Source organism: Rhodohalobacter sp. 8-1 (assembly GCF_038150125.1).
In the GTDB taxonomy this organism is placed as follows: domain Bacteria; phylum Bacteroidota; class Rhodothermia; order Balneolales; family Balneolaceae; genus SW132.
Map to the genome: position 1 here is coordinate 1 of NZ_JBBVMF010000036.1, position 19,587 is coordinate 19,587.

At 43.3% G+C, this 19,587-nt stretch carries 13 protein-coding genes; 2 read left to right on the forward strand and 11 right to left on the reverse strand.

Going from position 1 to position 19,587, the window contains the following annotated elements:
* Window positions 1-1,036: FG-GAP repeat domain-containing protein (locus AABW11_RS19545; protein ID WP_340107022.1), on the forward strand; the 1,036-nt coding region annotated here is incomplete at its 5' end.
* Window positions 1,037-1,346: 310 nt separating this feature from the next.
* On the opposite strand, the gene AABW11_RS19550 is transcribed toward AABW11_RS19545, so the two are convergent.
* From AABW11_RS19550 to AABW11_RS19600, 11 genes are all read right to left on the reverse strand, one after another.
* Window positions 1,347-1,769: a TonB-dependent receptor plug domain-containing protein gene (locus AABW11_RS19550; protein ID WP_340107023.1), complete on the reverse strand. Its 423-nt coding sequence runs from the start codon at window positions 1,767-1,769 to the stop codon at window positions 1,347-1,349.
* A 126-nt stretch (window positions 1,770-1,895) separates the two neighbouring features.
* Window positions 1,896-2,879, reverse strand: a complete 984-nt coding sequence (locus AABW11_RS19555) for a hypothetical protein (protein ID WP_340107024.1) — start codon at window positions 2,877-2,879, stop codon at window positions 1,896-1,898.
* Between the two features lie 11 nt (window positions 2,880-2,890).
* On the reverse strand, window positions 2,891-5,161 hold the full coding sequence (locus AABW11_RS19560) for a TonB-dependent receptor (RefSeq protein ID WP_340107025.1): 2,271 nt from the start codon (window positions 5,159-5,161) through the stop codon (window positions 2,891-2,893).
* A gap of 518 nt (window positions 5,162-5,679) precedes the next feature.
* Window positions 5,680-5,973: a hypothetical protein gene (locus tag AABW11_RS19565; protein ID WP_340107026.1), complete on the reverse strand. Its 294-nt coding sequence runs from the start codon at window positions 5,971-5,973 to the stop codon at window positions 5,680-5,682.
* A gap of 277 nt (window positions 5,974-6,250) precedes the next feature.
* Window positions 6,251-7,186 carry a hypothetical protein gene (locus AABW11_RS19570; protein WP_340107027.1) on the reverse strand — a complete coding sequence of 312 codons (936 nt, stop codon included), beginning with the start codon at window positions 7,184-7,186 and terminating at the stop codon, window positions 6,251-6,253.
* A 162-nt stretch (window positions 7,187-7,348) separates the two neighbouring features.
* On the reverse strand, window positions 7,349-7,759 hold the full coding sequence (locus tag AABW11_RS19575; protein ID WP_340107028.1) for a hypothetical protein: 411 nt from the start codon (window positions 7,757-7,759) through the stop codon (window positions 7,349-7,351).
* Window positions 7,760-8,206: 447 nt separating this feature from the next.
* The gene (locus AABW11_RS19580) at window positions 8,207-9,142 is read right to left on the reverse strand and encodes a hypothetical protein (protein WP_340107029.1); all 936 of its coding nucleotides are present in this window, start codon (window positions 9,140-9,142) and stop codon (window positions 8,207-8,209) included.
* A 56-nt stretch (window positions 9,143-9,198) separates the two neighbouring features.
* Window positions 9,199-9,978: a carboxylesterase family protein gene (locus AABW11_RS19585; protein ID WP_340107030.1), complete on the reverse strand. Its 780-nt coding sequence runs from the start codon at window positions 9,976-9,978 to the stop codon at window positions 9,199-9,201.
* A gap of 928 nt (window positions 9,979-10,906) precedes the next feature.
* Complete coding sequence (locus AABW11_RS19590; protein WP_340107031.1) at window positions 10,907-12,232, reverse strand: hypothetical protein; 1,326 nt, start codon at window positions 12,230-12,232, stop codon at window positions 10,907-10,909.
* Window positions 12,233-12,540: 308 nt separating this feature from the next.
* Window positions 12,541-14,361: a RagB/SusD family nutrient uptake outer membrane protein gene (locus AABW11_RS19595; RefSeq protein WP_340107032.1), complete on the reverse strand. Its 1,821-nt coding sequence runs from the start codon at window positions 14,359-14,361 to the stop codon at window positions 12,541-12,543.
* 26 nt (window positions 14,362-14,387) lie between these two features.
* Entirely contained in the window at window positions 14,388-17,642 is a 3,255-nt protein-coding gene (locus AABW11_RS19600; RefSeq protein WP_340107033.1) for a SusC/RagA family TonB-linked outer membrane protein, read from the reverse strand.
* A gap of 1,606 nt (window positions 17,643-19,248) precedes the next feature.
* On the opposite strand from AABW11_RS19600, the gene AABW11_RS19605 reads away from it, so the two are divergent.
* Complete coding sequence (locus AABW11_RS19605) at window positions 19,249-19,401, forward strand: hypothetical protein (RefSeq protein WP_340107034.1); 153 nt, start codon at window positions 19,249-19,251, stop codon at window positions 19,399-19,401.
* Window positions 19,402-19,587: the final 186 nt, after the last annotated feature.

The window sequence follows — 19,587 nt, forward strand, 5'->3', positions numbered from 1 at the left end:
GGTAAAAGCCGCTGACTTTAACGGCGATGGCCAAACCGACCTGTTTATCGGCGGGCGGCTCACCCCGCGCAACTGGCCCCACCCCACCCGAAGTTACCTGCTGCAAAATGACGGCGGGCAGTTCACCGATGTCACCCGGAATATGGCCCCAAAACTAATGGAGCCGGGCGGCATGATTACCGACGCGGTATGGATGGATTTTAACGAAGACAGCCGCCCCGACCTGGTGACTGCCGGGGAGTGGATGGACATCCGGTTTTACCAAAACAGCGGAGACGCCTTTGAAGATGTCACCGCCGCCATGGACCTGCCGCCTCTGCGCGGATGGTGGAACTCCCTGGCGGCCGGAGATTTTAACGGCGACGGGCGCATGGACCTGGCCGCCGGCAACCTGGGACTCAATCACACTTATACCACCTCCCCGGAAGCGCCCTTTGGCGTGGTGGCCGCGGACCTGACCGACGACTGGACCACCGATATCATCCTTACCAAACAGATCAACGGGGTAGACTACCCTCTCTATGGGCTGGCCAAACTCGGACGGGAAATCTACACCCTGGGCATCCGTTACGATTCTTTTGAATCCTTTGCCAATGCCACGGCCGAGCAGGTGGTCGGCCGGCAGGCCTACCAGCAGGCCCTGCGCTACCGGGCCGACACCTTTGCCAGCGTGGTGCTGCTTAGTGACCCCCAGGGCGGCTTTACGGTCCGCCCCCTGCCCAACCTGTCCCAGATCTCCCCTATCCAGGACATGATCGTCTCCGATGTGGATGGTGACGGGGCCGCTGACCTGATCACCGGGGGGAATCTGTATGAAACCGAGCCCACCGTCCCCAGGGCAGATGCCGGCAACGGGCTGTGGCTTAAAGGCGACGGGGGCGGTACCTTCACCCCCGTCGGGCCAACCCAAAGCGGGCTGCTGATTCCAGGTGATGTGCGAAGACTCGCCCAGGTGCAAACCCCAAACGGCACGATTCTGATGGTCGCTAACAACAGCGATTCCCTGCAGGTGTTCAGAATTCAACGTAATAATTAGTGCTTTCTCAAGAAGTCACGACTGAGCGGGCGGTGAAGGCAGAGCGGTAGAGAGTGGGTGCGATTTATATCACGGACATACCCTTATGATCACCTTAGATTTTACCTAAAGATGTGTGACCAATTGTGATATAACAGGTAAAATCAACATTTAGGTATTTAACGAGTTGAAAAGATATTTTTTGGCGCTCCGAGCACAGCAATTCCCTTAACGGGGAAATATAGGGGCAATAATTCCAATAATTTTTATGGAGGCGCCTCAATTCCGCGATCCAAATTATGAAACTACTAATTATGAAAGTTTTTTACTGTTACCTGGTAACAATTAAAACAACACCATTTCCACCTCTAACACCATAAAGGCCTGCATCTGCCCCTTTCAAAACTCTGACGTAATCTATATCCTGTACATTAAGCATATTGCTTGCCTGAGAGTAATTACTTCCTACAACTACCCCATCAATTACAAAAAGTGGCTCAATTCCTGAATTAAAGGATGATATACCCCGAACTGTAACAATTTGGTTGTTTTCAGAGCCTGAAATGTTTATTCCAGGAACTTTTTTGAGATAGTCAGCAAGACTACGATAATAGTTATTATCATCGCTAACTGCTCCTTCAGGATGTATGTTAACCGATCTATTATGAATTTCTGCAGTACTTGTTTCAGAAGTAGAGCACCCAAAAAACAATAAAGCCACTGCTATCGTAGAAATTATTATAGGTAATTTCATAAATGTGTCTTTTAAATTATAGTTGATAATTCTACACTTAAAACGCATTAAATATATAAATCGTACAAAACAGGCTGAATATAAACATATTTCTTTGGTCCCCCCTTGTTCAAAATTGTAATAATCTTACCAAAAGGGTTCTTCCTCGCCACAGGGTATAGGAAAACTTATTTCATCTAAACAACCTCTATAGGGAATATACTTGCTGTCGACTCCAAGTACATATCCAAGACCTTTATTGACATTTAAAAGCGTTTGAGGCAGGGTATAAATAACATCATCAAGCATTTCAATATCCTCATTCCACTCAACGGCTGACGTAGCCACATAAACCTGCCTGTTAACAACTTCGATTACTCCGTCTGGTGGAAGCAATACTTGTCTCTCTATCTCTTTTAATTCCGCATCCGGATCGATTTCAACCGTATAGTAATCAGGAAAATCATTAATAATTTCAGCTTTATTACGATATGCGAAAGTAAAAATCCTCTGAACATCAAGATCAGATGCCAACAGGCGTACGTAGTATTTTACCTGAATATCTGCCAGATTTACATTTTTATCTACAAAAACAAAATAATCGGGCGGTGAGCCGGGAAATGTAAATACCACTACTTTTGGAACGGGCATCTCATTAGGAGTGGTTACCGTAACCTCACTCATTTCTCCGGTTGGGAGTTCTGCTTTTAATCGATACGTTTGATTATGCACTATCGGTTCATCCGTCCAAAAGTTTAAGACATTTCTTCCCTGGGTGAAAAGTGAGTCCTTTAAAGTAACTTCCCTGCCCGTCTCCAAATTTTGCAAAGTGACTTTAAGATCAGACCCGTCGCTTAACAAATCAATCTGCTCACGGACAGGAGTTACACGAACCCATTGCGTGTCTGCACCGACATCAATGAGCCCGTACATCGAGAAAAAATATCTATCATTGGATTCCAGCGGTTGAAATTCCTGATTGCATGATGTAAGTACAAAGAATAAACCAACAAGGAAAATAGCTATAATCGGGATATTAACTTTACGTTTTGGGGCGTCAGATTTCTTATGCTGAAAACTGAGAGAAGAAAGCAGAGTACTTCTTTTTAGTTTTGAATTTAAATTTATCATTTTATTCTCCATCAATCTATCTCCAACTCAAGTGTGGCGTAAGGTAAAAACGGCAACTGATCAATTCGGCGGCGTGTAAATACATCATAATAAAAAATGTTGGTTTGATCGTAGCTGTTGATAGCTCCTATCTGCAAATTAAGAGCGGTTCCCGAGTTCGTGATTTGGAATCTTTTTTCGACAGATACATCCAACCGATGGACAACCGGCATCCGGCCCTGGTAGGGTTTGTCGAGAATTACGCGCTGAATCCCCCGATCTGATGTTACATCCGGGAGCCTTTCTCTGAAATCCAGCAAGTCATCAAATCCAAGTGGACGGGTATAGGGCAATCCTGTACCCAATTGCCATCGAGATCCCATTGTAAATCCTCCCAAATCAGCACTGAACAGGAGATTGACCTGGTGGCGCCTGTCATGCGGAGGATTATATTTCTGGATCTCCTCCCCAAACCATACATTAAAATGATCCTGAGATGATGTATAAACGGTCTGGCTGATTCCGTAGCCGGCGAGGGCGTAAAACCGACCGCGATTATACTCTACGCGAATGTCGGCTCCATAAGCCTTGCCATCTGCCAAAGCCAAATCTGTAGTGAATCGGGCTATTGTACTCCAAACCGGTACGGCAATATCGGTCATCGTTTTATAATACCCTTCAACAGACCAAGAGAAACCTCTAAATATTTCCTGTTGCCAACCCAGCAGAGCATGAACCGCTTTCACCTGTTTTGCTCCAAGGGGTGATCCGGCCCATGCTACGAAAACGGAGCTGATGTCTCTCATGTCACTGATTCCCACAATAGACTGCTTATAGAGGCCCAGAGAGCCGCTGATTTCCTGTTCTTCGCTGCCGAATGGTAAGAGTGAGAAGCGGAAGCGGGGTTCAAGGCTCAGGCCATATCCCTGGGGATTAAATGAAAGTGCAGTTCCCGGCTGTAAAGTAAATTTGTCACCTAAAGGAATAGCCGTTTCAACATAAGTACCTAAAATAAGTTCTGTATATTTATCTCCCTGGATTCCAACAAACTTCTCCCCTATATCGTAATTCAGGTAATTAAGGCGCGTAATTAAGCCGTAATCAAACCGAATATCTCCAATGTACTGACGAAGATTCAGATCCACATTAAGTCCGAAAACTCTGGATGAAAAGCCAAACGGTTCCGACTCTGTGACCTTATTGGAGAAATGGGAGAGGCTGATATTTGTATCCATTAATGCCCTTGAACCTTCTGGCAATGCAACACATTTTCCTCCTAAAATTATGTTTCGCCATTTGATGCTCTCAGGTTCTTCAAAATCCATTCTTCCCCTGTCGTACGTATGCATAAACATAGCAGAGCAGCGTGTGTTTTGATCGATATAGCTGGTTTTTAAAAACTGGCTTTGAAAATTCAGAGGCTGATTTTCAATAGGATACCACGTACTCACTTCTTCAATCAGGGAATTCCGTACAGAAAATATAAAAGATGATTCTCCCTCTGTAAGGGGTCCCTCTGCCATAACCTCCGCAGCAAACGGGCTTACTGAGCCCGCCCCCTTAAAACTGCGCCGGTCACCATGCCTCATCTGGATATCCAAAACGGAAGAAATGCGCCCGGTATATCGCGGACCAAATCCACCTGCATAAAAATCAGCTCCTGATACGATGCTTTCCGGAAATGGTGAATAAAAGCCGACAATATGTGCCGGTTTGTATATCACCGCACCGTCCACCAGTGCGAGGTTTTGGGAGGGCTCACCTCCGCGGATGAAAAACTGGCCGCCGCGGTCACCCATAGCTACTACTCCGGGCAGTGTTTGAAGGTAGGTAACCAAATCGCCGGTTGCGGGACTTGGAATACGGGTTAAATCAGATGGTGTTATACGCTGCCGCCCTTCATCCCGCATCACCGCACCGGTAGCTCCTTCAACAACTAACTCATCCATCATCGCTTCATCGGGTCTCAGTGAGCCATTAATAGACCGGTTTTCACCGCTTTCCAATGTAATTGTATCTTCTTCGGCTACATATCCGATAAAACTAATTCGTACAATCCAGGTGCCGGGTTCGATGGAACTGAGACTATAGAAGCCTTCACTATCGGCCGAGGCACCCAGTATGACATCATTGGCAAGAGATTCCAATACCACGTTGGCTCCGTAAAGCGGTTGGCCGGTTGCCTTATCTGTAATCATTCCCTGAATCGTAGCATTCTGCGCCAGTACTGAGCCCGAACATAGAAAGAGTCCGATCAATAGGATAAGAAATCTTTGAGTCAGGAGAGGATTTTTAGAATGCATATAGATTCATGTTTTGATGTGCCATTTGATAAATATATTAAATCCCTGGTTTTGCAAAGCCCTTTGAGAATGTATTTACTGAACTCCAAACGTATTCTTATATCGAAAGCATAATTGTTGCATACGCGGCAAAATAATAATCTAATTCAGCATTGAAATTATTTTCTTATAAATAATTGTAGTTTTTTGTAAAAGTTTTATATGAGGGGTTCTCGGCTGGTAGTTGTATCCTCAACGCTTGGAGTCCCCGACAGCTGCTAGACGCTTCAGAGTTGCTTAATACAGCTTTTTAACCCAAAAAAGCCGTTAGACCTTTTTTGCGATGCAGGCCGACATTGAAACACAAAAGTTTAGGAGTTTTATTCCCAAGCAGAGATAATTTCTTCGGCAGCCGAAACAAATTCGGCTATATCGGCACCGTCATACGTCTTTATCCAAAATAATCGATCTGCATACGTAAACGTAAATTTCTTTTCCACCACATCATCTTCTGATTTTATCCGTACAAACCACCAGGTTTATACATCAACTATGTTGTCTGTCCCCCTCATGATGATCTGGTAAATATGTCTTTCAGTTGTGCTACCAAGATCTTGGAAAAATAGTGGGTTTGGAAACTCTTTTGGTGTGGAAAGGGTAACATGGCTTGACTTTTCATCCGGCTGCTCGGCTTTTACCCGGTAGGTTTGGCCAGGCTCAATATTCATGGATGTATAAAAATTGATATAATTGAACCCGCTGCTTACGCCAAACAGAGAGTCTTTCATAATTACGGTTTTTCCGGTCTCAAGATGGTCTAAAGTTACCTGCATCTCCTGCAGTTCAGGTGGAGCGTTAAGTTACTGGCGGGCAGGTGAAACACGAACCCACTGTGTATCTGCGGAGACATCCAGGTAGCCATAAATTGAGAAATAGTATGTGTTATTTTCTTTAAAAGGTTCAAAGGATCGGTTGCAACCAGATAATACAAGCATGCAACAGGCTGTAAGCAATAAGCAGTACTTAAAACGGATTCTTCGTTCCTGATTGTTTTTCTGAGAATATGTTGTTTGTAATTGCATACCTGGCTCCTATGATCGATTCTTTAATTCACTCATGATACCAAAACGGTTCTCTCGGTTCGCACGGAGCATAATTTGATCGGTCAAGTGTCAGGCAAGTAACCTGGGGATACCACCCGGAGCTGATTCCCACTACGTATCCCAGCCCATTTTCAACATAGGAGGCGGTTCCGTCCAGAAAATACTCTAGGTCATCAATCGAAGAGAGACTGTCATCCCATTCCGGTCCGCCGGCTGCTACAAAAAATTGTCTGGAAGCTATTTCAATTTCCGTGCCTCCAACACTCTGTTCAATCTGCTTTCTTTGTTCGTTCCAATCTGCAAATGCAAAGGAATCACCAAAAATTTCGGATTGCCTAAGGGTATTCCGTAAAGGAAATCTGTAAATTCGTCTTCGATTTTCAGTTCCGGGATTCAGAATAACATACCAAACGGATTGTAGATCGGCAATATGTTCAATGATATCATTAATCCGAATATTGGCTCCCACTGGAGTACCATTGTTAATAGTTATAAATATTGAGGGGATTTCCTTTGGAGTCGTCACAGTTACAGCGCTTTTTTTTCCATCGGTTTGTTCGGCTGTGATGCGGTAGGTTTGTTCCTGTTCAATATTCATTGTAGTCCAGTAATTGAGTACATTTTTGGAGGTGAATACTGAATCGTTCATGATCACGGTTTCGCCACTATGTATATCTTCCAAGGTGACCTGAATTCCTTCTGGGTTTGGTGGCTCATCAATACTCTGGCGGATGGTTCCAACCCGTACCCATTGAGTGTCTGCCGATACATCCAGATAGCCGGAGATAGAAAAATTATAAATATTATTTTCCTGGAGAGGTTGAAAAGAATCGTCACAACTGGAAAATAGCATCGTACAAACTGTAATAACCAATATAAAGTACTTAAAAATGATTCTTGATACTTTATCGGTCAGCCAGTAAGATGTTGTTTGTAATTGCATTTCTTGAGAAATCACTTGGAATATTAAGCGGCAAGCTGAAGGAATGTACAATTCAGCTTGCCGCAATTGTGACATTATAAGAAGTCATGATACTTCTGTGCTCTGTATTGTAACTTATTTCCCAACTTTATCAACATTTTTTGTTGAGAAAAAGAAAGAGTGCTAAAATTTAGGTGCCGAACCAGTTACAGACGCACCAACAGATGCCGTAATGACACCATAATTTTCGGGAGACTCAACGGTTGCTCCGTAATTCTGTAGACCACCATCATAGCAGCTAGGGGCTGTAAATCGTATTGTGACCGAATGTTGTTCCTCATCTTCTATGTAATATGTGCATCCAGATACACATGAAAACATGCTGGCATCTTGCCCAGTTATAGACACTGTCCCTCCTCCGGCTTCATTACTACCGGCAGTAACAGTAAATTCTTTATCTGCATACTGACCAAACCCAACATTTGAATAATAATAGCTTGAAGGGCTGACACTCCAAGGGTAAAAAAAGATATACCCCGACAGGAAGATTACAGATATAGCTGCGATTATTAAGGATATGAATGATTGTTTCATTGTGATACCTCATTGATGTTTTATTTTTGTTTTTGTTGTTATTTTCCGGAGAACTGCTAAGCCGGAAACTCCCGATGCTAAAACAGGTAAGCTCTCATGACGGCAACGGAAAGGAACTGCTCTTCACGCAGGCTATTACGAAAGCTTGATGAAAATCGCCTGATACCTCTCTAAACTTCGTGGTGGGATCTTTAAAAATAAACGTCTCAAATTCTTTGCTGTACCTTAACAGGAATGCATCTTTTAAAAGTTGTACAACCCTCAAACTTTTTTGAACTGTTAAGCTGGTAAATGATTGAGAAATCCTAACAAAAAAAACAAGTTTATTTTTGGGATTTTTTTGAGTCAGAGAAAAGATCGAACTGCAGGCAATTAAACCCGAGTTGATCAAAAAGTATTTAGCTATCCCGGCTTGGCGATTGCAGTTTTCGCCTGCCGAATCCACTTTCACCAAAACGGTTCTCTCGGTTCGCACGGAGCATAATTTGATCGGTCAGGTGTCAGGCAAGTAACCTGGGGATACCACCCGGAGCTGATTCCCACTACGTATCCCAGCCCATTTTCAACATTGGAGGCGGTTCCGTCCAGAAAATACTCGAGGTCATCAATCGAAGAGAGACTATCGTCCCACTCTGGCCCTCCAACGGCTACAAAAAATTGACGGGTTACAACTGATATATCCGCACCCCCAATGCTCGATTCAATCTGCTCTCTCTGTTCATCCCAATCTGCAACTGCAACAAACGTACCCAAAGATGAATAGGTATTCCTGAGTGTGTTTCGTATCGGGAACCGATAGATTCTTCTTCGAATTTCGGTTCCTGATTTCAAAATGGTATACCAAACTGACTGTATATCGGCAATATGTTTAACAACGTCAGGAAAATACAGTGCGGCTTTAGGCGGCGTCGGCTGGGTTATGATATATAATGGGGGTAGTCCGTTTGGAGTTGTCACAGTAACCCGGCTCGCTTTTCCATCGGCACCTTTGGCTGTGATGCGATAGGTTTGTTCATATTCAATATCCATCGTAGTCCAGTAATTAAGGACATTTTTGGAGGTAAAAACCGAATCATTCATGACCACAGTTTCGCTGCTTTGCAGATCTTCCAGTGTAACCTGTATTCCATTTGGATCTGGTGGCTCATCAACACTTTGCCGAATGGTTCCTACTCGAACCCACTGAGTATCGGCAGCGGCATCAAGGTAGCCATAGATGGAAAAGTGGTATTTGTCATTTTTTTGGAGAGGTTCAAAGGTTTGGTCGCAGCTGACAATCAAAAAAAACAGAAAGACTAATCCCGAGATCCATAAAAGATCATAGGATAACTGGTGAGTTTCACACGGATGTTTTTCTATTTCATATTTGAATTCAGAATTCATATGAACTTGATAGTAATCAAAAAATGAAACCTAAACAGAAAAAATCAAACTTGGTTCTATTCCTTACTTTGGCTAAATAACCAGTCAATCATGTACTCATCAGAGTAGGTTTGAAGCCATGAAAAATGCCCAACATCCGGATATTCCGTGTACCCAGGCTGAGCACCCGCATTTTGAAGGGCTTCAACCATTTGGCGGGACATTACGGGAGGAACAGTCGGATCATCTGCACCGTGAGTCACCCAGATAGGTACATCTGCAAAACGTTCGGCAGTTGCCGGGGCTCCGCCACCACAAACCGGAAGGGCTGCTGCAAAACGCTCCGGCCACCGGGCGAGGGCATCCCAGGTACCAAATCCACCCATAGACATTCCAGTAATATAAATTCTGTTTTCGTCTATATTAAAATTTTCAATAAGCTGCTCTACAACTTCCATCGTCATTTGGAGTGGTTTAGCCGGTTTCTCTCCAAGAGTGAGCGGGTTTCCGGTTTCTCTGAATGATCCCTCAAAGTTAGACCACCTTGAACCTTCATCATCAGGGACTTGTGGCGCCAGCACAATGGCTTTATAAGTTTTCATCCACTCATCCGTAACAAAATTCTGAACACCCCATTTGAGTTGGGCGAGATTGTCATTTCCCCGTTCCCCTCCCCCATGAAGGAAAATCAATAATGGATAACTTTGTGATCCACTGAAATCCGGATAGGCTACACGGTAATTTAGAGTATCGCCTTCCTGGTTTACATACTGTTGAGCATTAAAACGGGACACCTGAGCTTGTGAAATTTGAACAGCAACAAATAGTGTAGCGAGAACAAGAAGTAGTTTTTTCATTTCATTATATGGTTAATCGTTTCAATTTTAAATCTGAGTTAATAAGAATTTGGCTCTTTGTTAATTTGTGTAGGTTGTGTAATTAATTGCGTATAAATGTATTTAGGCTGTTCAGCTATCCGGCCTCCGATTTGTGCAGGTGGTGTCTGCACATTTTAAGACGAATGCGATAAGTGTAAAAACTTACCGGCCGACTATAATTTACAAGGACAAAGCGATGCTGACCTTCGTTTTTTCATCGCCCCAAAGGGATCCCTCCGGGGCAAAGTGTTCAAATGTGCCAACCGGAGCAAATCTTTAGCCGGCGGGTTTCACCGAAGGTATGCCTTGGGCATGGATACTTTTGACCGTTCAAAAGTATCAAGGAAACACGAAAAATTCATGATTTGATTGCTTGATCAAATAAAATGCCTGAACTAATATGATTGATAACGTAATGTACACTGTGAGTTAAATATGAGTATTAACTTACACCCACAGTTCAAAATAAAGTCCTGTTCATTTTGCCTTGATGCCCCGTAGGGATCACTTCGTGGCAAAACGAACCAAAAAATCAAGGCTGTGAAAAAATTGGCGCGGTCACGTAATCTCTGCTACCTTTTATCAATGGTCCACCACTCTTATTGCCTGTTAACCGGTTCCTCGCCGGTATGATAAAAGGTCCCGCAGATCTTACAGCTCCCTTGACCGCCAATTCTTTCAAGGCCGAAGGTATCCTGGACTAATAAGCTACATTCTTCAATTATTTTTTTTGACTCTACTCTACTCTACTCTACTCTACTCTACTCTACTCTACTCTACTCTATTGTGATTAGATCATAAGAATAAATTACCCACACTGATCAACATAGACCCAAGAATTTTGAGTCTTTTTTTTGAACATCAATTTCTGTGGGCTTAGCAAAATCCTCATTCATACTGATCTCTTTTAATCACCTCTTTGTATTACAGCAACCCAATGGCCATCGTCCGGTGTATCCAACTCCACCAAATTTCCTGCTTCAACCTGATGTTCATCAATCCAGACAGAATTCATAATATCCAGCCATTTTACACGATAGGCGCCTGTTTCCATTCGAAGATCAAGCTCTGCATTTCCACCATTCGTAAAATAGACCAGGTATGTATCCTCCGGGTTAACTAATGCATAGGCTTCATTTCTATAGCGTGCCAAGACATAATTATAGGTGGGTGATAACTCCCAGGGCTTTACCTCATCCAAAAGCATTCTTGTGCTTTTAATGACCGACTTTGCATCATCACCCAATCCAAGGCCATAGTAGTTTCTTTGCTCTATATACGGACTCGATTCCCGCCTGTGAAAACGCATTGACGCGCTCCCGGCAAATAAATTTCGCATGAAACGGGCAACTCCTTCATCTTCGCCTCCTTCATCATAGGTCCAGACACCACCATAGACCTTTGTATTATTCAATGGTTTAAGAGGCCCGCTGCGGCTATACTCGTAGAGATAACGAACCAATTCGTAATGCACTTCACCGGTATGAAAATTATTTTGAGAAATATCTATGAACGTATATACCGGATCATTCAAAATTTCACGATGCCGTGGATGGGTCAGTGCATTCAAATCAAACATATCGGAAGTTTGCACAGAGACACCTTCCTCTGCGGCTCGGCCTAGAATAAATTGAGCCCAGTATTGACCCCACGAGTGTGCTTCATTGACCTCGTTATTCATGCAGTAAAGCACATTGGGATATTGAAAAGTGATATCCAGAATTTTATTGACAAAGGCTTCCTGATACTCTCTTACAACTTCAAGATCGAGCTCCTCAGACCGCGTATAGAAAAAGGTGTGTTCCCCGGGATATTCACTTTTACTATAATTAATTTCCGTGGGCATTCCCGATTCATCTGTGGTATAATTCACGTTATTGAGCGGGTTAAACGGGCTCAGATTCCAGCCTCTTTTTGGATATCCTTCATCCCCTTCCATATAGTAGTTCCAGGTTGCCCAAATCTCAACTTGTACAATAATATCCCGATCATATGCCAGCTTTAACAACCTTTCAAGGCGGTCAAAAAATTCAGGATTAAACTGTTCAAGATCAAATAAACCTTCATCATTCCTTAGGTAGGGCCAAACATCTTCTTCCCTGGACCATGCCATGGTATTTCTCACATAATTGCCGCCATTAGCCACCAGGTCGTCCAGGTGTTCTTCTATATACTGAAGCTGAAAAATATTGTCTGAGTCCGTTCCTCCAATCAACATTAAAGGCTCACCCATATATTGCCAATACATAGGATTCTCACTATATGGCTGAATCAAATCATCAATTTGTATTGAGTTCGAACTTTGTGCTATTATAAAATGTGGTAAACTCAAAAAACATGGTCCAATCAACAGAATAAAATGTAAAAATAACCTGTAAATTTGAGATATACAGGAAGAGGTTTTCCTATAAAACTTCATAAGACCTTTTCAGAACGTATTAATATTTCAAAAAAAATCCCGGAAAGGAAGCCGTGTAATCGACTCGCATTCCCAGGATTTTTAAAGTTTGAAGTAATTCAGATTAATAAATCAGGTTGCTGTTACCAGCCTTCATTTTGTACCAGTCGTTGTTCTCCATCAACCGTACTTAATTCAATTTGTACAGATGGAATCGGGAACACGTAGTATCGATCGGATACCTGAGCCGAAGATCGAAGGTAGTCTCTTCTGTCACCCTCAACCGCAACATAATTATTAAGAGTTGGCTCCAGGATACCCCATCGTCTTAAGTCGAACAACCGGGTTCCTTCCATTCCCAGCTCAAGCCGTCGCTCGGCACGAACGGCAGCTCTCGCGTAGTTAACATCAGCAAATGAACCGTCCGGATAAGTTCCTATTTCGTAATCCGCCCAGGTAATGGACGGGTCATCAATCGGTACAGCTATCGTTGCTCTGTCATCACCAGGTCCCTGAGCAGCTACGCCAGCTCGTGTTCTAACTTGATTAACAAGTGGTTCAGCAAGTTGCGGAGTCCCGGTTTCAACATATGCTTCAGCAAGCAATAACATCACTTCTGCATACCGCAGCATATGAATTCTCACAGAGTTTAACTGGGTAGTAACCCAGCCACCGCCGGTATGTTGTGCATTACTATTCTGCTCATGTACATTTTTCTTGGGGCTATAAGGTCCGCCAAAAGCTTCCTGACGGATCCATCCGGCTTCGTGCGGTCCCCAGTCCATATACGGCACTCCATCTCGCCCTACGGTCCAGTCTAAGCGAGGATCTACAGGAACAGTATTTTGGCTAGCATCAAATTCACCATCCTGATCATTCCAGTCTCTCCCCGCATCAAATACAGAAAGACCGTCTGCTCCGTCAACTGCAAGGGGCAGCCCGTTTCCATCAACTTTGAAAAAGTTGACAAGATTCTGGGACCCTTGATGAAAACCACAGCAGCCAAACGGGCTGCCTGAGTGCGGAAAGTTCAAACGTTCACCCTGGTTGGCATTCTCACCATTCAACTGCCCATCGTTTGAGGATGCCTGGTATGCCCAGATGGTTTCCGGACCATTATAAAGATCACTAAAACCGGTCCATACGTGATGATAATTCTCTTCCAGTGCAAATGGACCATTATTCACAACATCCTCGAGTACAGGGACTGCCTGAGTATAGAAGCTGTTGTCATTCTGATAACCCGCTGCGTACATCAATACCCTGCCTTTATAGGCTTTTGCAACCCATGACGTTGGTCGACCAACTTCACCCTTTCTGGGAGCATCGGGCAAAAGAGAGATGGCTTCATCAAGATCTGCAATGATGTTTGTAACCACGTCAACTCCCTGATTAGATTTTGTGAAATCTTCATCCTCTTCTGTATAGTAGGGGATGTTCACAAATTTCTGCCACAGATCAAAGTGATAGTGAGCCCTGAGGAACAGAGCCTCTCCGCGTATACCATTCGCATCTGCATCACTGATTTCACCGGGTTGATTTTCTCTCACCTGGTTTAGCAGTGTAATTGCTGAATTTGCACGGTTTACACCTTCATAATTTTTGCCCCAGGTAGCGTTCATCCGGTTATCTACACCACCTGTTGACCAGTTATACTGTTCAAGTTGCGTAGAAACGGCGTCATCTGTTGCCTCCGTACCTTTGTAGGCATCATCAGTCGTTATAGAACCGAAATTCCAGTTACTGGCCGCTCCGCCCTGTAGTCCACCCCGGGGTGCGTCCAGTGCACGGTAGCCGGCAATCAGAGTTGCTTCCACACCACTGGCATTAGCCAGGGTATTTGCATCCAGTGATCCCTGCGGGGGCTGGGTTAAGAAGTCATCGCAGCCGTATAAGAATAACGTCCCCGTAATCAGGACAACAGCTGTTCCAATCCAAAATTTACGTTTTAATATATTTTTCATTGTTTTAATCCTCTTAAAATTAACTTTTAAAACGTTGCGTTGATACCGAGGCTGATTATCCTGTTTGAAGGATATGATCCCCTGTCGATTCCCATATACTGGTCGCGGGTATCTGCACCACCCGAAGAGATATTTGCAGCGGGAAGCGAAGGATCGAGTCCGTCATACCCTGTAAAGGTCAACAGGTTTTCTCCCTGCACATATACTCTCGCGTCCCTCAGGCCCGGGATAATTCCGGCTGGCAGTGTGTATCCGACTTGAAGGTTTCGCAATCTCAGGTAGGATCCGTCCTCCACGTAAAACGAGTTTGCCGTGCCACCGCTAAACGTATCGTTAAGATCAATTCGCGGATACTTGGGATTATTTATGACCTCGCCATTTTCTACGACAGCAGATTCGGTTAAAAGGTCTTCACGAACGGTTGTACTAAAGGTTCTGAAGATATAAAACTCTTTCTGTACATCGTAAATGTCGTTACCAATTGATGCAAAGAGCGTGGTATTTAAATCCCAGTTTCTGTACTGAAGTCCAAAGTCGAGACCGCCGGTAAAGTCAGGGTGCGGACTACCAATAATAGTTCGGTCATCGGCGTTGATCACACCGTCACCATTAACATCAGCAAACCTCAGACGACCCGGAGCCGCTCCATCCTGTGTGGCATGGTCATTAACCTCTTGCGAGTTCATGAAGATACCATCTGATTCAAGGCCGTAGAACGCGCCTATAGGTTGTCCAAGCTGGTTAATAGGAGTAAAGAGATGCCGGCCTACTGTGGTCCCCGCAAAGAAGAAATCAACGGAACCGTCAATCTTGCGGATTTCATTTTGATAGTGTGAACCATTGAACGACAATGTATAGTTGATTCCATCACCGAATGTACCTCGTGTTCCCAAACTAACATCAAACCCGGTGTTTCTCATCTGACCAATGTTTACAAAAGGAGGAGATGCGGCACCTGCCGTTGCAGGTAGCTGTGGTGCAAAAAGAAGGTCGTTCGTATCGCGCTGATAGATGTCCAATGTAAAATTGAGGCGTCCTTCAAACATCTCCAGGTCCAAACCGACGTTAATGTTCTCGTTCTCTTCCCATTTGATATCAGGATTTCCACGAACGGTTTGCCGGTATCCGGTAACAATATTTGAACCGTCACCACTAATATTATAGAAAGTGTCAGATGTACCACCTCCAAACTGGTCTACTGTTCTGCCAGACGGTATCGACTGATTTCCTGTAATACCCCATCCGAAACGAATCATCAGATTGGAGATCAGATCACTGTCTTGCAGGAAAGGTTCGTTAGAGACTCTCCATCCAACACTGGATGCCGGAAATGTTCCCCATTGATTCGTTGATCCAAGCCGGGAAGAGCCATCTCGCCGTACGGTTACATCAAAGAAATATTTCTGCTGATAGTTATAGGCTATTTTACCGAAGACTGAAAGCAGAGATGATTTAAAACCACCACTGTTCACATTCAATGTCTCACCAAGAGATTCGCTGATATATCTTGCATTTTCGGCAGTACTTACCAACCCATTTAGTGATCCATTGATCCCTCTGTTCGTAAAATTATTAGCCTCTTGTCCGATGAGAATATCCACATTGTGGTCTCCCAGGTAGGTATCGATATATTGAATTGTATTACTCCAGGTCCAGTCGGTATTTACACTATTCCCTTCACCAATCCCATTGTTAGTGCTGGGTTCTGAGTTTTCAGGGGCAACTGGAAAATAGAATCTATAAGAACTTTCAGAGAGGTTAAAGCCTAAACGTGAGGTTGCCAATATTTTTTCCTGGATATTAAACCGCCCAAAAACATTACCGAACATGCGGGTAGATCTGCTAGGGCTCTCTTGACTGTAGAATGCAGACTTTAATGGGTTTGCCTGGTTACCCAGTGAAACTGCTTTACCGGATGCCCACCAGTCGTTTATATCGCGGACCGGTACAACAGGCTGCATCAGGATATTTTTCCCCATGATACCATCTTCGGCATATCCTCCGGGATCGTTAGGAATACCACCATACGTTTGATCTGATGCAATGGAGATATTTTCACCAATCGTAATTAATCCCATATCGAACTCGGTATTTACCCGAACCGTACCTCGCCGATAGCGGTTATAGGCAGCCGTTCCCTCCTGATCGAGGAAATTGAACGATACATTATAATTATGGTTATCAGATCCACCAGCTACACTAAGGTTATAATTCTGCTGCATAGCGGGTCCAAATACTTCATCCCACCAATTTGTTCCGGAGCTTGCCGGCATAATCAGGTCATTCGGAAAAGAGTAAGTTGATTCATCCACAGTTTGTGTCTGATTCACACCGTCATTCGGCCAAATGTAGTTTGGAATCGATGGATTATTCGGATCTCCATAAATGTTGGTGGGTATGGGTTGTCCTGCATTTGTATAAGACCGCTTAATCACTTCGTGGTACTGGAGTGCATCAGTAATTACGAAATCATCATAACCACGAGTAGGTGTAGCAATACCTGTTCGCATATTTAAGCTTACTTGTGGCTGACCGGCACGTCCTTTCTTCGTTTCAATAATAACAACACCATTATTAGCACGAGAACCATAGATAGACGCGGCAGAAGCATCCTTCAATACCTGAATAGATTCGATATCATTTGGATTCAGCCAGTTTGCGTAAGAGTCCTGAACCGGTGTACCATCTATAATATATAGTGGATCATTGTTCTGGAAAGAACTGATTCCACGAATTCGAACAGTGTTTCGGGATCCTGGCGAACCGCTTGATTGCACGGTTACACCGGCAACCTGGCCATCCAGCCTGTCTAACACACTTGCGCTGGTTTGCCGGTCAATACTTTCAACATTGACACTGGAAATAGCTCCGGTTAAATCTCCACGACGTTGTGATGAATAACCTGTTACAACCAGCTCGTCAAGATTGGCTATTGTTTCTTCTAACGTTACATCAATTGTCGTTCGACCGTTGATGGGTTCTCTAAGAGTTTGATAACCAATAAAGGAAAAAACCAACACACCGTCTGGCGGTGCAGCTATCGAATAATTACCGTCCAGATCTGAAGTAGTTCCTATCTGTGTACCCTCCAAAACGATTGATCCACCCGGAAGGGTTTCTCCTCCTTCAGAAAATACTGTACCAGTAATCTCTATATTCTGACCCAGAGCAGTTCCACAAATCAACAACATTACAAATAAACCAGCCCATATTTTTTTAAAAACAAATAAGGCCTGATTTAATCTATCAGGTTTATGCAAGTTGAGTAGCCTAAATGTCATATTTAACCTTTTTTTAGTGTTTATCTTTACATTCAAAATTACCGATCTGATAACACCAACTTAAAAAGCGCTTTCACAATTTTAAGTAGGAATTATCGCTCAGAATCCATTTATCCCATTTAAATTTGCTTCTATAGCAATATGGTCTCTTTATAACATTCCTCCGCAAACAATAAGCTTCTACTAACTGAGAAAGCTCTAATTAGCTTAATCTGCTGCTTTTACTTTATTATTTTCAGAGTGTAAAAAGATTTAAAACAGTACACGCTTAAGTAAAATTATTTTGCTCTATAAAACAAACAAAAGAGAAAGAAATTTTTCGTTCTACAAATTGGAAATATAACACAACACTTAAGTTATTGTTATTTTTGAATTTAATCAGATTACGTAAATTTGAGCAAAAATTTTTAAATTTGTTCACCCTTACCTTACATCTTTTAATAGGCTCTAAGTTAATTTGTGTGTAAGGTAAAATTCAGTAGGTTCAACAGGAAAGTTTGTGGGTTGATGGCAATATTTGTAAACAATCGCTTAGATCATGTTCAAAATGTAGGTCAATTGCTTTTGCAGATCCTTCTCTGCGCCATAAAATACAATGGCTTGATCAGGATGACACGCTCATTGGTTGACACGTGGGCGGCGTGGGTTCAGCAGTCATTTTTCAATATCGCCTTGTTGTCACGCCGCCCAACACCCCAATGGATTCAATGTCATTCTGAATAAAACGGTGGTTTTTCGTTTTATGAAGAATCTGTAAAAGCTACACAGTTTGTCCTGACAAATGACATACAGATTAACCAGTTGTTTTGATGAGACGGTATAAGGAACTTTGCAGAGGATTTATATATGTACCCACAAACTTTCCTGTAGAACCACTCAGAAATCAATCGCGACGGATTAACTGATATTTTTGTCTTTGAGATGCTGAGCATCAGTCATCAAAAAGATTAGTTCAGATGGATGGTGAATATTTATACCCGCTTCAAATCGGAGAATGCCGGAATTCGCTCTTCTTAAACCGCGTTGATCTCACTTTGGCTGAAATATCCTATTTAGTGGCCCTCAGTCCGGTGAATGGTCTTGCGCTACATACGGTTTGGATTAAACGCTGAACGGGTATAAAGATGTGCTGTTGAATACAGGGTCTAAACTGGACCTCGGGGATCTCGGTGACCAGCGCGGAGCTGCACCGGGAGATTTTGACAGTGAGGGCCGCGTTGATTTGGTTATTTCTCAAAATGCTGCAGAAACACGGCTTTTCAAACTCAGTTCGATTCTTAATTTTCATCAAAGTGCGCAAAAAGTCCCCACCTTTTCCCCCAACGGGATTCCTTTCGGGGCAAGGAGGGGATTTCTCCGTAGGGATCCCTTTGGGAAGGGGTGGTAAAGAAAGTATTAAACAATAAATTACTTCTATTTCAAACCTGATCAAGATGCTATAACCACCCCCAACCCATCCTTACGAAGGAGGGGAGACAGTTTTTTGTTTTTTTAAAATCGAACTCAGTTTTTCAGGAATGAAACGAAAAACAGGATCTGAGAGTCACCCTTTTGGACGGTCTTTCCGGAAGCACATATGGTATCGGCTCCTCGACCCGGCTGATGTATGAAAATGGCCGCAAGGGTTCTTCCTGCTGTATTCAGTCCGGTTTGGGATAATGGTCACAAAACAGCCTGGGCAGGTGATGAAGCTCTGGCAAATCCATGGCTCCGTGGAAGTACACCGGTTTCATGGTTTAACGCAAACCGTACCGGTTGATCAAGATCAATATAACATCATCATCTACTACCCTGACCAATAAATTTTTCTCCGTAGATTTATGCGTATATTTATTCATATCTAATTAGTAGCTATAAAATATAAAGGGTTCTACAGGAAAGTTTGTGGGTACCTGTAATAATCCTAAGCACTGTTTCATTATGTGAGATGAGTTATTCATAATCT

Excerpts from the sequence above, each read along its gene's own strand:
- AABW11_RS19550 (WP_340107023.1), bottom strand. The coding sequence starts at position 1,769 with ATGAAATTACCTATAATAATTTCTACGATAGCAGTGGCTTTATTGTTT.
- AABW11_RS19555 (WP_340107024.1), bottom strand. The coding sequence starts at position 2,879 with ATGATAAATTTAAATTCAAAACTAAAAAGAAGTACTCTGCTTTCTTCT.
- AABW11_RS19560 (WP_340107025.1), bottom strand. The coding sequence starts at position 5,161 with ATGCATTCTAAAAATCCTCTCCTGACTCAAAGATTTCTTATCCTATTG.
- AABW11_RS19565 (WP_340107026.1), bottom strand. The coding sequence starts at position 5,973 with ATGCAGGTAACTTTAGACCATCTTGAGACCGGAAAAACCGTAATTATG.
- AABW11_RS19570 (WP_340107027.1), bottom strand. The coding sequence starts at position 7,186 with ATGCAATTACAAACAACATCTTACTGGCTGACCGATAAAGTATCAAGA.
- AABW11_RS19575 (WP_340107028.1), bottom strand. The coding sequence starts at position 7,759 with ATGAAACAATCATTCATATCCTTAATAATCGCAGCTATATCTGTAATC.
- AABW11_RS19580 (WP_340107029.1), bottom strand. The coding sequence starts at position 9,142 with ATGAATTCTGAATTCAAATATGAAATAGAAAAACATCCGTGTGAAACT.
- AABW11_RS19585 (WP_340107030.1), bottom strand. The coding sequence starts at position 9,978 with ATGAAAAAACTACTTCTTGTTCTCGCTACACTATTTGTTGCTGTTCAA.
- AABW11_RS19590 (WP_340107031.1), bottom strand. The coding sequence starts at position 12,232 with ATGGGTGAGCCTTTAATGTTGATTGGAGGAACGGACTCAGACAATATT.
- AABW11_RS19595 (WP_340107032.1), bottom strand. The coding sequence starts at position 14,361 with ATGAAAAATATATTAAAACGTAAATTTTGGATTGGAACAGCTGTTGTC.
- AABW11_RS19600 (WP_340107033.1), bottom strand. The coding sequence starts at position 17,642 with ATGACATTTAGGCTACTCAACTTGCATAAACCTGATAGATTAAATCAG.
- AABW11_RS19605 (WP_340107034.1), top strand. The coding sequence starts at position 19,249 with ATGAAAATGGCCGCAAGGGTTCTTCCTGCTGTATTCAGTCCGGTTTGG.